The organism is Croceicoccus sp. (assembly GCF_983967925.1).
In genome coordinates this window covers 89379-103687 of the sequence record NZ_CFETID010000010.1, presented here as the reverse complement: position 1 = coordinate 103687, position 14309 = coordinate 89379, and the positions used below count along the sequence as shown (strand labels likewise).

The window sequence follows — 14309 nt, the reverse complement described above, 5'->3', positions numbered from 1 at the left end:
TGGGCGATCGCTTGCCGAGCGAAATCGATCTCATTCTGGCCTCGGGCGAACATCGCGTGGGTGCGCTCGCCTTTGGGCCGACGTCCGCCCAGCCTGAGAGAATTACGCCATGGGGGGACGGCCCTGCTCCGGGCGAAGAGTTCACGCTCGCAGAGCTAGCAGAAGCCGCCGAACGAGCGCAGCATGTCGACGAACTCGACGAGAACTTGAGGGCGTTGCTGGCCGCCGGGTCATCTCTGGGCGGCGCCCGGCCGAAGGCAGCTACAAAAATCGGCGAGCAGCCCTGGATCGCGAAATTCCAGAAGCGGGGGGATAGCTTTCCCGAATGCAGGGTCGAACTAGCGACAATGCGGCTTGCCGGCGAATGTGGTCTCGACGTTCCGCCACTCGACTTCCGCTGCGTCCTTGATCGCGACATCTATCTGATCGAACGGTTCGACCGGATTCCTCACGGGAACTGGCTGGAGCGTAGGCCCTTCGCTTCGGGGCTCACAATGCTCGGGGCGCATGAGAGCGAGGTCAGCAGCTTCAGCTATGCCGATCTCGCAGGAGCGATCCGGCAATTCGGAACCGAAGTACGTCAGGATCTGCACGAGCTATTTCGTCGTATGCTGCTCAATATCCTCGTCACGAATGATGATGATCACCTGCGTAATCATGGCTTCCTGTTCGATGGTGAGGGTTGGCGGCTATCGCCGCTTTACGATGTAGTGCCAAAGCCGCAGCTGGGACTGGAGCGACGGCTCGTCCTCGGTGTGGGGCCGGAAGGCCGCAATGCAACGATCGAGAATGCTCTCGCCGGTGCCGCGGTCTTCGACCTCGGCCATGAGGACGCGACAGCAATCGCCGAAGACATGAGTAGGATCGTAGCGACACGGTGGGAACACCTATTCACAGAAGCAGGGATAAGCGCGGCTGATCGCAAGCGTTTCGCCACCTGCTTCCGATTGGCAGCACCTGCGTCATGATCACAAACGCAGAAATCCGTTCATGGGGGCGCGCGCTTACCAAATTCGGCACGGTGATTACCCGGTGATTGCTAGCCGAGAAAATGGGGATCAAAAAATGCTAGTTAGTGATTATATATCAGTGTGTTATGATAGTATAGCCACTAAGGTCTGGTATTTCCGCTATCGCCGCCGCGACTGAGGCGCTGGGCATACGCAAAGTGCATTGCGCGATTCCGGCAAGATAATTTGCCTATCACCCCCGCGCTTAAAACTGTTTCGCGAAAACGGCGGCGTGCGATAAGCCTTGGTCCCGGTTCCACTACCGGGATGACCTTGCATGGCCACCGAATTCCTGGCCGACCTCGTTCCCTTCATCATCGTCGGATTTCTTGCTCAGCTGGTCGATGGCGCGCTGGGCATGGCGTTCGGCGTGATCTGCAACTCGCTGCTGGTTGGCCTGCTGGGCATGCCGCCCGCGCTGGCGTCGGCCAAGGTGCATCTGGTCGAATGCTTTACCACCGGGGCAAGCGGCATCAGCCATCTGGCGCATCGCAATATCGACAAATCGCTGTTTTTCCGCCTTGCGGGCGCTGGCGTGCTGGGCGGGATCGCGGGGGCCTATCTGCTGAGCAATATCGACGCCGCCATCGTGAAGCCCATCGTGCTGGCCTATCTGACGATCATCGGCGTGTGGCTGATCGCGCGCGGCGTGCTGTATCCGCCCGAAGCGAAACCCGCTCGCCACGTGGCGCCACTGGGGGCCATCGGCGGCTTTCTGGATGCGGCGGGCGGCGGCGGATGGGGACCGGTCGTCACCTCGAACCTGCTGGTGCAGGGCGTGGAGCCGCGCCGGGTGATCGGCACGGTCAGTGCGGCGGAGTTTTTCCTGACGATCGCCATCTCGATCACTTTCATTTCGCAGATCGGTTTCGCGGATCTGGCGGGCGCGACACTGGGGCTGATCATCGGCGGCGTGTGTGCGGCGCCCATCGGCGCCTATGCGGCCAAGCGCATTCCGATCAAGCCGCTGCTGATCTTCGTCGGTGTGGTGCTGACGATCACGAGCATCGTGGGGATCGCGACGGCGCTGCGGGGCTGATGGGGCCGGTTTGCCGACGGCTTCGCCATTCTCGCGCAGGCTGGGTGCCAGAGCGGTGTTGCGCTTTTGCTCTATGGATTCCCTCCTTCGCGGGAATGACGAGTGCAAGGATGGCACGTCCGTTATTGGCGGAGTGATCGGTTGGCTTGGAAGGCAGGAAAGGGGCGGGAAGCTGACGTTTGCCCTTACTCTATTCCAATAGTGATTTCGATTCTCGCCACGTTCGGGCCGTCAATAGGAATAACCAACTCAATGCAGACACAATAAAGGTCAAAGGCAAAAATATATATTTTGGTTGCTGAAAATAGACTGCAAAAACAAATGAAGCGCTCATCGCGAGAGATAATGTCATCTCAAGGGGTGTGAACCTCCAGAAACTCTGTCCGATCTGACGGTTCATCAAACTCAGGCAAAGCGTGGCGTTCAACCAGAACAATGCCTTAAGACCTATTGGGCCCAAGGCGGTTAGAACAATGGCAAGCAAGAGATGCATGCGTTCAAACTAAAGTTGTCAACGCGAATCCACAACGTCCGAAATCGGTCGTAACCGGAATGACCGCTTACGATAAAGCATGGCGCTTTGCGGACTCATACCACCTTGCCGCCCTAGGCAATGATATCCGGGATCAGCGCGTCCTCAAGCTGCAGGATCTGGTCCTTGAGCAACAGCTTGCGCTTTTTCAGGCGGGCGACGCGCAATTGGTCCGACGGGTTTTCCGCCAGCGCGGCGATCGCGGCGTCGAGGTCGCGGTGTTCCACGCGCAGAATTTCCAGCCGCTTGCGCATCTCGTCTTCGGTCATGGCCATGCTCATGCCCCGTTCGCCGCGCGCAGGCAACGGCTGTTGCGGCCTGTCGCAAATCGGGCGGCTTTTCGTCGCGGTCACTCCGGATTGCCCTTCGCAAGATGACAGTTTTGTGATTGTCTAGGGACTGTCGGTAACGCGACCGCCACGAGTCGCCCCGGCCGCTTAAGTTGGCTTCGATCATGAGGGATCCTTCTTGACGAGGGAATCGACCGCCAGATCCGAAACACGCGAACGCAGGAGACTGACTTCATGGAATCCACGCACATCAGCGCGCTCAACACCAAGCACGCCGGCCTCGAACGCCAGATCCACGAAGAGATGACGCGCCCCGCGCCCGATGATGCGAAGATACAGGCTCTCAAGCGGCAAAAGCTGAGGATCAAGGAAGAGATCGCGCTGAACTAGCGCGGATTTTCCCGATCCAGCCTGCCCGCAAAGGCAGGTTTCACAGCCCCCGGCGTCCCGCGCAGGATTCCGGGGGCGGATTGCATCCGGACCATGCGGACAACAGCAGGCAAAACGGTGCATTTCCGGTTTGGCGGTTCGGCGGCTTTGCTATAACCGAATGCCATGCCATCACCCGTTTCAGCCGCGCGACAGATCCTTACCAACCTTCACGAGGTGATGGCCTCGCGCAATAATGCGCAATCGAAGCTGAACCAGGTGGTCGATCTGATCGGCGAAAGCCTCGATAGCGAGGTGTGTTCGATCTATCTGCTGCGCGAGGGCATGCTGGAACTGTTCGCGACGCGCGGGCTGAACCAGGACGCGGTGCACGTCACCCGGCTGGCCATCGGCGAAGGCCTTGTCGGATCGCTGGCCGAGCATGTCGAGACGCTGAACCTGGCCGAGGCGGCGGCGCATCCAGACTTTTCCTATCGGCCTGAAACGGGGGAGGACAAGTTCCACTCCTTCGCGGGCGTGCCGATCGTGCGGATGGAGCGCGCGGTGGGCGTGCTGGCGGTCCAGCATGTCGAGCCGCGCCGCTATGAAGAGGTCGAGATTGAAGCGCTGCAGACCGTGGCCATGGTGCTGTCGGAACTGATCGCCAATGCCGGGCTGATCGACGATGCCGATGCGGTGGCGGCCAGCCCGATGCTGACCGATCCGCGCCAGCTGTCGGGCCTCTCGCTGGTCAAGGGTCTGGCGACGGGGCACGCGGTGTTCCACCAGCCGCGCATCACCATCGAACATGTCATGGCCGAGGATACCGAGGCCGAGCGTGCGCGCGTCCTGTCCGCCTTCGACAAGATGCGCGAGCAGATCGAGACCATGTCGAACCAGGCCGAATTCGGCGTGGGGGGCGAGCATGACGAGGTGCTCGAGACCTACAAGATGTTCGCCTATGACGAGGGCTGGACCCGCCGCATCAACGAGGCGATCGATTCCGGCCTGACCGCCGAGGCCGCGATCGAACGCGTGCAGCAGCGCACCCGCATGCGCATGCGGCAGATCGACGATCCGCTGCTGGCCGACCGGATGCACGATCTTGAGGATCTGGCCAACCGCCTGCTGCGCATCGTGTCGGGGCAGGTGTCGACCGCCGCGCGGCTGGGGCTGCGCGACGATACGATCCTGATCGCGCGCAACCTGGGCCCGGCGGAACTGCTGGAGTACGACCGGCGGCGGCTGAAGGGCGTGATCCTGGAAGAGGGCTCGCTCACCAGCCATGTCGTCATCGTGGCGCGCGCGATGGGCGTGCCGGTGCTGGGCCGCATCCGGGGCCTGCGCGGCATGATCCGCGAGGGGGATCTGATCCTAGTCGACGGCGCGCAGGGCATCGCCAATATCCGCCCCACCCAGTCGGTGGTCGAGGCGTTCGAGGCGCGCTCTGCCCGCAGCCGCGAGCGGCAGGCCCGCTATGCCGCGCTGCGCGATGTGGAGCCGTTCACCAAGGACGGCGAGCGCATCACGCTGATGATCAATGCCGGGCTGCGCGACGACGTGCCCATGCTGAACCTGACCGGCGCGGACGGCATTGGCCTGTTCCGGACCGAGTTCCAGTTCCTTGTATCCGCCGCCCTGCCCCAGCGCGACCGGCAGACGCGGCTGTACCGCGACGTGCTGGACACCGCGGGCGACAAGCCGGTGGTGTTCCGCACCGTGGATGTCGGCGGCGACAAGTCGCTGCCCTATCTGCGCGGTGACGAGGAGAACGGCGGCGACGAGAACCCCGCGATGGGTTGGCGCGCGCTGCGCCTTGCGCTTGAGCGCGAGGGGCTGATGAAGGCGCAGGCGCGCGCCCTGCTGGAGGCTTCGGCGGGCCGCACGCTTAACGTGATGTTCCCGATGGTGTCCGAACCGTGGGAGTTCGATGCCGCCAAGGCCGTGTTCGACGCGCAGCTGGCGTTTTTGCGCAGCCGCCGCAAGGTGCTGCCCGAACAGATCCGCTATGGCGTGATGCTGGAAGTGCCCGCGCTGGCCGAAATGCTCGACGTGCTGGCGCCCAAGCTGTCCTTCGTGTCCATCGGCACCAACGACCTGACCCAGTTCCTGTTCGCCGCCGACCGGTCGAACCCCAAGCTGGCCGAACGCTATGACTGGCTGAACCCGTCGATCCTGCGTTTCATCCGCCGCGTCGTGCGCACGCTGGCGGGGCAGCAGATCGACATCACCGTCTGCGGCGAGATGGGCGGACGCCCGCTGGAGGCGCTGGCGCTGACCGGCATCGGCATCCGCCGCCTGTCGATCACCCCCGCTTCGGTCGGCCCGCACAAGGCGATGTTCCGCAAGATCGACACGCGCGAACTGGCCGAGCAGATGGAGCAATGGCTGAACGAACCGGTCAGCGATCTGCGCGGCGCCCTGACCGAATGGGCCGACGAGCGCGAGATCGAATGGGAGTGATCCGCGCCCGCCATCGCGCGACGCACTGAGCAGTCAGCAAATTTTTGCGGCAGAATGCATTTCTGCTGGGAAAGATCGAGGGGGGCGGGGTGCAATCGCCCGTGCAATCGCCTATCGATACTCGTGCAGCCGTTCATGTCCGGCCATTGCAGGCTGCATGTTGGACGCGAATATCATTGGGCTGGCGAGAGGTTAGGGACGCGTGGACGAGAACGAGATCGACGATACGGCTCCCACCGGCACGACGGTGTCCGACACGCTGCGGCAAGAGCGTGAGCGGCAGGGGATGAGCCGTGCCGATCTGTCCGATCGCACCAAGATCTCGGAACGCCATCTGATCGCCATCGACGAAGGCGATTTTTCGGCGATGCCCAGCCGGACCTATATCATCGGCTTCGTGCGCAGCTATGCCAATGCGCTGGGGCTGGACAGCAGTGCCATGGTCCAGCGCCTGCGGGACGAGATGGGGATGGCCGAAAAGGTCCGCCCCGAACGCCATCTCGACCATCTGGAACCGGGCGATCCCGAACGCAATCCGTCGGGCAGGCTGACGTGGGTGGTGCTGGCCGCGGTGGTCGCGCTGGTCGTTGTCGTACTGGTGGTGTGGAAGGGCTTTTTCGTGCCCGCCGCGGAAATGCCGCCGCTGGAAGGCGAGCAGCCGCAGGTCGCCGCAGCGGCCCCCGTGCAGGCCGAAGCGGCGCCCGAGGACGCGGCGACATCGGACGAGGTGGTGTTCACCGCCACGGTCGACGGTATCTGGGTCAAGTTCTACGACCAGAGCGGATCGCAGCTGTTCCAGAAGCAGATGGCGCTGAACGAAAGCTTCACCATACCCGCCGACGCCGAAGGTCCGCAGATCTGGACCGGCCGCCCCGACGCGCTGTCGATCACGGTCGGCGGGCGCGCGGTGCCCCCGCTGGCGGCCGAGCAGACCGTGATTCGCGACGTGCCCGTCGACGCCGCGGCGCTGCGCGGGCGCGCGCCCGGACCGGGCCTGCCGCAGGGCGAGTAGGACCGGCGCGATGACCTGCGGTGCGATTGCCCCATTCATCCACCGTTTTGCCGCCAGCCGACATCATAGTTCTTTCGCATTCAGAATCCCGTGAGGTTGCCTTTCATGACCGCCCCCCTGCGTTCCCTTCGTTTCAAATCCAGCCCCCTGCGCACGCTGCGCCGCCATGCGTTGATGCTGGGCGGCGCGCTGGTCGTCGCCATGCCCGTGACGCTTAGCGTTTCGTCGCCCGCCTTCGCGCAGGACGATGTGCGCATCCGCAAGCTGGAGCAGGAGGTAAAGGCCCTGCAACGCAAGGTCTTCCCCGGCGGCGCGGGCCCCTATTTCGAGCCTGAGATCGTCGCGCCGCAGACGCAGCCGGTCGGCCCCAGCAACACCGCCGGGCCCGTCACCGATCTGCTGGCCCGCATGGATGCGGTGGAATCGGCGCTGCAGAGCCTGACCGCGCAGGTCGAGACCAATTCCAATGCGATGCGCCTGTTGACCGAGCGGGTCGAGACGCTGGAAGCGGGCAGCATGCCGCCCAGCGACGCGCTGGTGCCTTTCGACGGGGACGCGGCGAACGGCAACGCTACGCCTTCCACGCCGGCACCGACGGCCAATTCCAACGCCAGTCCCAATGCCACGGGCAACAACATGGCCGCGATGACTGGCGGCGCCGCGACCGGCGCGACCGCCGTGGCCGCGGTCGAGAAGCCCTCGACCGGCGACGATGCCGACGACACCTATGTCTATGGCTATCGCCTGTGGGAAGCGAAGCAGTACCCCGCCGCGCGCGAGCAGTTGCAGAAGGTCGTCAACGTCTATCCCAATCATCGCCGTGCAAGCTGGGCGCGCAATCTGATCGGCCGTTCGTGGCTGGACGAGGGGCAGGCCAGCCGGGCGGGCGAGGCGTTCCTGCAGAACTATCTCGCCGACCGCAGCGGCGAGCGGGCGCCCGACAGCCTGCTCTATCTCTCGCGCGCGACGCTGGCGCTGGGCAACAAGTCGAAAAGCTGCGAGGCCCTGGCCGAATTCCGCCGCGTCTATCCGGCCGAGGCGAATGGACGGCTGTCCTCGCTGAACCTGCAGACCGGGCGCGAGGCGGGCTGCGATTGATACGCCGACCGATCTGAACGAGGCCGCGTCTCGCTTTGCCGCCGATTGCGCGGCGCTGGCGGGCGCGGATGAGCGGATCGGGCTTGCCGTATCGGGCGGGCCGGATTCGCTGGGCATGCTGGTGCTGGCGGCGCGTGCCTTTCCGCAGCGGGTCGAGGCCGCGACCGTCGATCACCGCCTGCGCCCCGAAAGCGCCGACGAGGCCGCGATGGTGGCGCGGGTCTGCCGCGAGCTGGGTGTGCCGCATGCGATCCTGCCCGTCACCCTGCCCAAGGGCGGCAATATGCAGTCCCGGGCGCGGCACGAACGCTATCTGGCGCTGGGCGGCTGGGCGCGGGAGCGGGGCCTGCCGGTCGTCGCCACCGCGCATCACATCGAGGATCAGGCCGAGACGCTGCTGATGCGCCTCAACCGCGGATCGGGGCTGAAAGGGCTTGCCGCGATGCGGACGCGGCGGGCCATGCCGATGGCGGCGGACATCATGCTGATACGCCCGCTGCTGGGCTGGCACCGCGGCGAACTGGCGGCGCTTTGCGCGGCGGCGGGGCTGGAACCTGCGTGCGATCCGTCGAACGAGGATCCGAAATACGACCGCGCACGGTTCCGTGCCGCGATGGCGAAAGCCGAATGGCTCGATGCCGAAGGGCTTGCCCGCAGCGCGCGCCATCTGCGCGATGCGTTCGATGCGCTGGAAGCCATGGTCGATGAGGAACTGCGGGACAGCGTCACCTTTCTGCCCGGCGACGAGGCGGCGATCTATGCCCCCTCCTCCCGAGAGACCGGTGTGCGCGGCCTGCGCTTTCGCGTGATCGAGAGGCTGATCGGAGAGCTTGGCCGGGCGCAGACCGGCCCGCGCGGGGCCGAGATCGAGCGGCTTTTGACCACGCTCGAATCGGGCGGAACGGCGACTCTGGCGGGCCTGCGATGCGCGGCGAAACAGGGGCACGGCGGCCCGGAATGGCTGTTTACCCCCGAACCCCCGCGAAAAACGGGCTGAATCGTGGCTTTCGGCAGGCTTCGTTTGCTTGCCATTCACCATCTGTCGCCTATCTTGGTTGGCTGAAAGGATATCCGGCAAACACGATGAACAAAGACGAACAGCCAGGCGGCAATCCATGGCTCAAGAGCCTGATGATCTGGGGCGGGATCTTTCTCGCACTCCTGCTTGTCGTATCGATGTTCGGAGAACGTGGCGCGACACAGGGTACGCAGATCCGCTACTCCGATTTCCGCGAGCAGGTTGCTGCCGGAAGCGTGCGCGAAGTGCAGATCGCACCCGACCGCATTACCGGCACGCTGAACAACGACCAGCCGTTCTCGACCGTTCCGGTACCGGGCGATGCCAGCCTGCCCGAACTGCTTGAGGCGAACGGCGTCGAGTATACCGGCGCGGAGCCGGAGCAGCAGAGCCTGCTGCTGATCATCCTGTTCAACTCGCTGCCGTTCCTGCTGATCCTCGGCATTGCGTTCTTCGCGCTGCGTCAGGTGCAGAAGGGCGGGGGCGCCGGCGGCGCGATGGGTTTCGGCAAGTCCAAGGCCAAGCTGCTGACCGAACGCCAGGGCCGCGTCACCTTTGACGATGTGGCCGGCATCGACGAGGCGCGTGAGGAGCTGGAGGAAATCGTCGAATTCCTGAAGGACCCGTCGCGCTTTTCCAAGCTGGGCGGCCAGATTCCCAAGGGTGCGCTGCTGGTCGGCTCGCCCGGTACCGGCAAGACGCTGCTCGCCCGCGCCATCGCGGGTGAGGCAGGCGTGCCGTTCTTCACCATTTCTGGTTCCGACTTCGTCGAGATGTTCGTCGGCGTCGGTGCAAGCCGCGTGCGCGACATGTTCGAGCAGGCGAAGAAGAACGCGCCCTGCATCCTGTTCATCGACGAAATCGACGCGGTGGGCCGTTCGCGCGGCCATGGCCTCGGCAATTCGAACGACGAGCGCGAGCAGACGCTGAACCAGCTGCTGGTCGAGATGGACGGTTTCGAGGCCAACGAGGGCATCATCATCATCGCGGCGACCAACCGCCCCGACGTGCTCGACCCCGCGCTGCTGCGTCCGGGCCGTTTCGACCGTCAGGTCGTGGTGCCCGTGCCCGACATCGACGGGCGCGAAAAGATCCTGGCCGTGCACATGAAGAAGGTGCCTCTGGCTCCCGACGTCAATTCGCGCATGATCGCGCGCGGCACGCCCGGTTTTTCGGGTGCCGACCTCGCCAATCTGGTGAACGAGGCTGCCCTGCTGGCCGCCCGCCGCAACAAGCGGCTTGTCGCGATGCAGGAGTTCGAGGACGCCAAGGACAAGGTCATGATGGGCAGCGAGCGCCGCTCGATGGTCATGACCGACGACGAGAAGAAGATGACCGCCTATCACGAGGCGGGCCATGCGCTCGTCTCGCTGAACGAGCCGGCTTCGGACCCGATCCACAAGGCGACGATCATCCCGCGCGGCCGCGCGCTGGGCATGGTGATGCGCCTGCCGGAGCGGGACAGCTACTCCTATCACCGTGACAAGATGCATGCGAACCTTGCGGTCGCGATGGGCGGACGCGTGGCGGAGGAGATCATCTTCGGGCACGACAAGGTGTCGTCGGGTGCGTCTTCCGACATCCAGTACGCGACCGATCTGGCCCGGAACATGGTCACCAAGTGGGGCATGTCGGACAAGCTGGGCCCGCTGCAGTACGAGCAGAGCCAGGAAGGCTATCTTGGCATGGGCCAGACTACGCGCACCTTCGCGGGCGCGGAGACCAACAAGCTGATCGACGCCGAGATCAAGCAGCTGGTCGAGGATGCGCACAGGCGCGCGACCGATGTGCTCAACGATCAGGAAGACAAGCTGCACCTGCTGGCGCAGGCCATGCTGGAATATGAAACGCTGACCGGCGACGAGATCGACCAACTGCTGGAAAATGGCCGGATCGACCGTCCCGATGCGCCGAGCGGTCCTGCGCGGCCGGTTCCGGCAAGCGGCTTTGGCGTTCCCAAGGCCGGCAAGCGCTTCTCGGGCGAAGGACCGCATCCGGCCTGACGGTTAGGGTCAGCGACAAGATCGAGGGCGGGCGGCTTCGGCTTCCCGCCCTTTTTCGTATTTTACGAGTGCAGGTCGAGGTGCAGGAACTGGTTGAAGTCGGTCGCGGTGTAATCGGCGAAAGCCCCGCCGCTTGTAAAACCCCGCTTACGATAGAGCGAAAGCGCCGGTTCGAACGCCTCTCCGCTCCCGGTTTCGAGGCTGAGGCGGCGCAGGCCTTCCTCCCGTGCAAGCGCGATGATGGCTTCTAGCAGCGCCGCAGCCGCGCCTTTTCGCAGGAAATCGGGGTGGGTGCGCATTGACTTGACTTCGGCCTGCCCCCCGCCCGGTCGTTTCTCGCCCAGTCGCTTCATTGCGCCGATCGCTGCCAGCCGCCCGTCCGGCGACCATGCGCCCAGCAAGGTCAGCGCCGGTCCCGATAGTCCGGTGAGGTCGAGCGCATGAACCGATTCGGCGGGCGAATGTTGACGCATCCCTGCCAGATGCAGCGTAAGCAGGTCGAGGAACTGCGGATCGTCCAGCGCCACCGGGCGCACCGCGAAGGGTGCGGCGCTCACCATATGCCCAGCATCAGCAGGATCGCGAGGAACAGCATCAGCACCAGCGAGACGAACACCAGCACGCCCGACGTCCGCACCAGCGCACCCGCGCGGCTGAGGTGATAGCCATAGCGCAACTGCTTGTAGATATGGATCACCGGCACCGCCGTGCAGAGCGTGGTGATCACCCATTCCGGCGCGCCCAGCACCGCGAGCACGCTTGCGGTGAGGAACAGCAGCGACATGAACGCGATCGAATAGGTCACGAACACCGAATGGTCGTACATGCTGAACTGCGGTTTCCAGAAGAACATCAGCCACATGAAGGGCAGCGACAGCGGGATCAGCAGCCACGAGAACTTGTACCCGCTCGACTGCAGCTTGTAGACCATGAGCGAGGGGTTCTCGCGCCACTTCTGCACGCCCTTGTCGAGCTTGGCGACGCCGGTCCGGCCCATTTCGAAAGCAGGGGCTTCTTCGCCGTTCATGTTGCGCAAAACATTGCGGGCGGCCTTCAGATTCTCGACCCTGCGTTCGAGGACGGCATATTCCGCGCTTCCCGGTTCCATTTCGGCAAGGCGGCGCTCTTCGGCGGCAAGCTCGTCCTCGGTCTCGCCGATGACCACGGGGATGTCGCCCTCCACCAGCTCGCCGCGCAGGTCGGTCGGGGCGGAGAGGCCCAGCATCGAGAACACCGCGAACATCGCGAAGACCGAGAACAGGAACAGCGCCATCGGCGACACGTGGCTGCGGCGCTTGCCGTCGATATATTCGCGAGTGAGATGCCCGGGTTTCAGCACCAGCATCGGCAGTGTCCGCCAGATCTTGCCGTCAAGGTGCAGCACCCCGTGCATCAGATCGTGCAGGAACGCGCCGACGGTCCGGTGCAGATGCGCTTCCTGCCCGCAGTGGTGGCAATGCGATCCAACCAGCTGCGCGCCGCAATTGAGGCACTCGCTTTCGTGGAAATGGCCTTTTTCGGTATTCGCGCGGGGCGCACTGCCGCCCCGGCCCGCCGGATTGACCTCGCGCTCTGCCGCGCGGCCATGGGCGCCGCCTTCGACCATCCCGCCGATCCCGTCGGAAATATCGCTCACCAAGACCCCCTCGCTTGCGTCGGTCCAAGTCTATACCCGCTGGCGAGGGTTCGTGAAGGGTTTGCCGCAGTGCAAATGAAAAGGGCCGCCCGATGGCAGCCCTTTCCCTGAATTCGCAAATATACGCGCAGGATCAGCCGTCGTAGTCGGACCCGATCGAGGTGTTGCGCGTGGGCGCGGCGGCGGTGAGGCGCAGCGCCTCTGCCGAGCGCGACAGCGAGCCGACTTCATCGACCTCGTCATCGTCGTCCACGGCGACCTTCTGCATGCCCTGTACCAAAGTTTCCTTGAGGTCCTTGGGCTTCACCGTCTGCTCTGCGATTTCGCGCAGCGCGACGACCGGATTCTTGTCGCGGTCGCGGTCGACGGTCAGCTCGCTGCCGGCCGAGATTTCGCGCGCCCGCTGGGCAGCCAGCAGAACGAGATCGAAACGGTTCGGGATCTTGTCGACGCAATCTTCGACGGTAACGCGCGCCATAGGGCACCTCGGCTAAAAAGTTGGTCCTGTCGGAAAGCGCGGCGAATAGGCAAAAGCCGCCCGCGAGTCAAGAAATGCCGCCTCTTGCACCGCGCTTCGCTTGCCCTGCCCCCTTGCCCTCTCCCTTTCGGCGGGCCATCACCGCGCCATGACCAAGGTAGAGCCGATCAACGCCGGGACGCCGGCCTATCGCGACCCGCCGCCGTTTCACCTGACCGCGCAGGACCACTGTCTGGGCTTCTATCCTGCGGGCAAGGATCGGCTGAAGGCGCTGCTCGCGCTGATCGACGGAGCGCAGGGCACGCTGCGCATGTGTTTTTACATCTTCGCCGAGGACGAGGTGTCGCATCAGGTGCGCGATGCGCTGATCGCGGCGGCGCGGCGCGGGGTGCGGGTGACGCTGATCCTTGACGGGTTCGGCGCCACGGCCAGCGAACAGTTCCTCGAGCCGCTGAATGCCGTCGGCGGGCAGACGGCGCGTTTCAGCGCGCATTGGTCGCAGCGTTACCTGATCCGCAACCACCAGAAGATCGTCGTCGCGGACGAGCGGCTGGCGATGATCGGCGGCTTCAACATCGAGGACGATTATTTCAGCCCGCCCGCGATGAACGGGTGGAACGATCTGGCCGTCACGGTCGAGGGCAAGGCGGTGGCCGATCTGGTGCGCTGGTACGATCGGCTGCTGGACTGGACCAGCCAGCGCAGGCCGCGCTGGTCGGCGATCAGGCGGATCGTGCGGCAGTGGGATGCGGGCAAGGGTCCGGTGCGCCTGCTGGTGGGCGGGCCGACCAAGGGGCTGTCGAGCTGGGCGCGCTGCGTGTCGGAGGATCTGATCGCGGGCGACCGGCTGGACATGATGATGGCCTATTTCTCGCCGCCCAAGCGGCTGCAGCGGCGGATCGCCCGGATCGCGGAAAAGGGCGACACGCGGCTGGTGATGGCGGGCAAGTCCGACAATAATGCCACTATCGGCGCGACGCGGGCGCTGTATCGCTATCTGCTGAAGCGCGATGCGCGGATCTGGGAATTCGGCGCGTGCAAGCTGCACACCAAGCTGATCGTGCTGGACGATGCGGTCTATGTCGGCAGCGCCAATTTCGACATGCGCAGCCTGTATCTGAACCTGGAACTGATGCTGCGGATCGAGGATGCGGCGCTGGCGGACCGCATGCGCGGCTTCGTGAGCCAGCACCTGCCCGCGAGCGAGGCGATCACGCCCGAATTGCACAAAGAGCGATCGACGCTGTGGAACCGGCTGCGTTGGCGGCTGAGCTGGTTTCTGGTCGCGGTGATGGATTATACGGTAACGCGGCGGCTGAACCTGGGGCTGTAACCCGTTCGAAAAGTGACAAAGGTGACAC

Annotated in this window: 13 protein-coding genes; 9 read left to right on the top strand and 4 right to left on the bottom strand. The window is 64.5% G+C overall.

Annotation, left to right across the window (positions count from 1 at the left end; genetic code table 11):
• Both AC4FIJ_RS07890 and AC4FIJ_RS07885 read left to right on the top strand, forming a co-directional pair.
• The coding region (locus tag AC4FIJ_RS07890; protein WP_490336158.1) for a type II toxin-antitoxin system HipA family toxin at window positions 1–968 on the top strand (968 nt) is incomplete at its 5' end.
• A gap of 319 nt (window positions 969–1287) precedes the next feature.
• Window positions 1288–2049, top strand: a complete 762-nt coding sequence (locus tag AC4FIJ_RS07885; protein ID WP_490336157.1) for a sulfite exporter TauE/SafE family protein — start codon at window positions 1288–1290, stop codon at window positions 2047–2049.
• A 606-nt stretch (window positions 2050–2655) separates the two neighbouring features.
• On the opposite strand, the gene AC4FIJ_RS07880 is transcribed toward AC4FIJ_RS07885, so the two are convergent.
• Complete coding sequence (locus tag AC4FIJ_RS07880; protein WP_490336168.1) at window positions 2656–2850, bottom strand: DUF465 domain-containing protein; 195 nt, start codon at window positions 2848–2850, stop codon at window positions 2656–2658.
• A gap of 255 nt (window positions 2851–3105) precedes the next feature.
• Here AC4FIJ_RS07880 and AC4FIJ_RS07875 point away from each other — a divergent pair, with 255 nt between their 5' ends.
• The 6 genes from AC4FIJ_RS07875 (at window position 3106) to ftsH (ending at window position 10834) form a co-directional block, all read left to right on the top strand.
• On the top strand, window positions 3106–3261 hold the full coding sequence (locus AC4FIJ_RS07875) for a YdcH family protein (RefSeq protein WP_490336156.1): 156 nt from the start codon (window positions 3106–3108) through the stop codon (window positions 3259–3261).
• Between the two features lie 165 nt (window positions 3262–3426).
• Entirely contained in the window at window positions 3427–5703 is a 2277-nt protein-coding gene (ptsP, locus tag AC4FIJ_RS07870; protein WP_490336155.1) for a phosphoenolpyruvate--protein phosphotransferase, read from the top strand.
• 202 nt (window positions 5704–5905) lie between these two features.
• Window positions 5906–6715 (top strand): helix-turn-helix domain-containing protein, encoded by an 810-nt coding sequence (locus AC4FIJ_RS07865; protein WP_490336154.1) that lies wholly within the window; start codon window positions 5906–5908, stop codon window positions 6713–6715.
• Window positions 6716–6820: 105 nt separating this feature from the next.
• Window positions 6821–7813, top strand: a complete 993-nt coding sequence (locus tag AC4FIJ_RS07860) for a tetratricopeptide repeat protein (RefSeq protein WP_490336153.1) — start codon at window positions 6821–6823, stop codon at window positions 7811–7813.
• A complete protein-coding gene (gene tilS, locus AC4FIJ_RS07855) occupies window positions 7809–8810 on the top strand; it encodes a tRNA lysidine(34) synthetase TilS (protein WP_490336167.1) in 1002 nt (333 codons plus the stop codon). The genes AC4FIJ_RS07860 and tilS overlap by 5 nt, the downstream gene beginning before the upstream one ends.
• Before the next feature lie 86 nt (window positions 8811–8896).
• Complete coding sequence (gene ftsH / locus AC4FIJ_RS07850; RefSeq protein ID WP_490336152.1) at window positions 8897–10834, top strand: ATP-dependent zinc metalloprotease FtsH; 1938 nt, start codon at window positions 8897–8899, stop codon at window positions 10832–10834.
• A 62-nt stretch (window positions 10835–10896) separates the two neighbouring features.
• On the opposite strand, the gene AC4FIJ_RS07845 is transcribed toward ftsH, so the two are convergent.
• The 3 genes from AC4FIJ_RS07845 to rpoZ all read right to left on the bottom strand — a co-directional run bounded on the left by AC4FIJ_RS07845 (window position 10897) and on the right by rpoZ (window position 12948).
• Complete coding sequence (locus AC4FIJ_RS07845) at window positions 10897–11394, bottom strand: GNAT family N-acetyltransferase (protein WP_490336151.1); 498 nt, start codon at window positions 11392–11394, stop codon at window positions 10897–10899.
• The gene (locus tag AC4FIJ_RS07840; RefSeq protein ID WP_490336150.1) at window positions 11388–12470 is read right to left on the bottom strand and encodes a DUF3667 domain-containing protein; all 1083 of its coding nucleotides are present in this window, start codon (window positions 12468–12470) and stop codon (window positions 11388–11390) included. The genes AC4FIJ_RS07845 and AC4FIJ_RS07840 overlap by 7 nt, the downstream gene beginning before the upstream one ends.
• A 133-nt stretch (window positions 12471–12603) precedes the next feature.
• Window positions 12604–12948 carry a DNA-directed RNA polymerase subunit omega gene (gene rpoZ, locus AC4FIJ_RS07835; RefSeq protein ID WP_066846919.1) on the bottom strand — a complete coding sequence of 115 codons (345 nt, stop codon included), beginning with the start codon at window positions 12946–12948 and terminating at the stop codon, window positions 12604–12606.
• A 148-nt stretch (window positions 12949–13096) separates the two neighbouring features.
• Here rpoZ and AC4FIJ_RS07830 point away from each other — a divergent pair, with 148 nt between their 5' ends.
• Window positions 13097–14281, top strand: coding sequence for a phospholipase D-like domain-containing protein (locus AC4FIJ_RS07830; RefSeq protein WP_490336149.1), 1185 nt, complete (start codon window positions 13097–13099; stop codon window positions 14279–14281).
• Window positions 14282–14309: the final 28 nt, after the last annotated feature.

Coding starts and splice junctions, on each gene's coding strand:
- AC4FIJ_RS07885 (WP_490336157.1), top strand. CDS start 1,288: ATGGCCACCGAATTCCTGGCCGACCTCGTTCCCTTCATCATCGTCGGA.
- AC4FIJ_RS07880 (WP_490336168.1), bottom strand. CDS start 2,850: ATGACCGAAGACGAGATGCGCAAGCGGCTGGAAATTCTGCGCGTGGAA.
- AC4FIJ_RS07875 (WP_490336156.1), top strand. CDS start 3,106: ATGGAATCCACGCACATCAGCGCGCTCAACACCAAGCACGCCGGCCTC.
- ptsP (WP_490336155.1), top strand. CDS start 3,427: ATGCCATCACCCGTTTCAGCCGCGCGACAGATCCTTACCAACCTTCAC.
- AC4FIJ_RS07860 (WP_490336153.1), top strand. CDS start 6,821: ATGACCGCCCCCCTGCGTTCCCTTCGTTTCAAATCCAGCCCCCTGCGC.
- ftsH (WP_490336152.1), top strand. CDS start 8,897: ATGAACAAAGACGAACAGCCAGGCGGCAATCCATGGCTCAAGAGCCTG.
- AC4FIJ_RS07845 (WP_490336151.1), bottom strand. CDS start 11,394: ATGGTGAGCGCCGCACCCTTCGCGGTGCGCCCGGTGGCGCTGGACGAT.
- rpoZ (WP_066846919.1), bottom strand. CDS start 12,948: ATGGCGCGCGTTACCGTCGAAGATTGCGTCGACAAGATCCCGAACCGT.
- AC4FIJ_RS07830 (WP_490336149.1), top strand. CDS start 13,097: ATGACCAAGGTAGAGCCGATCAACGCCGGGACGCCGGCCTATCGCGAC.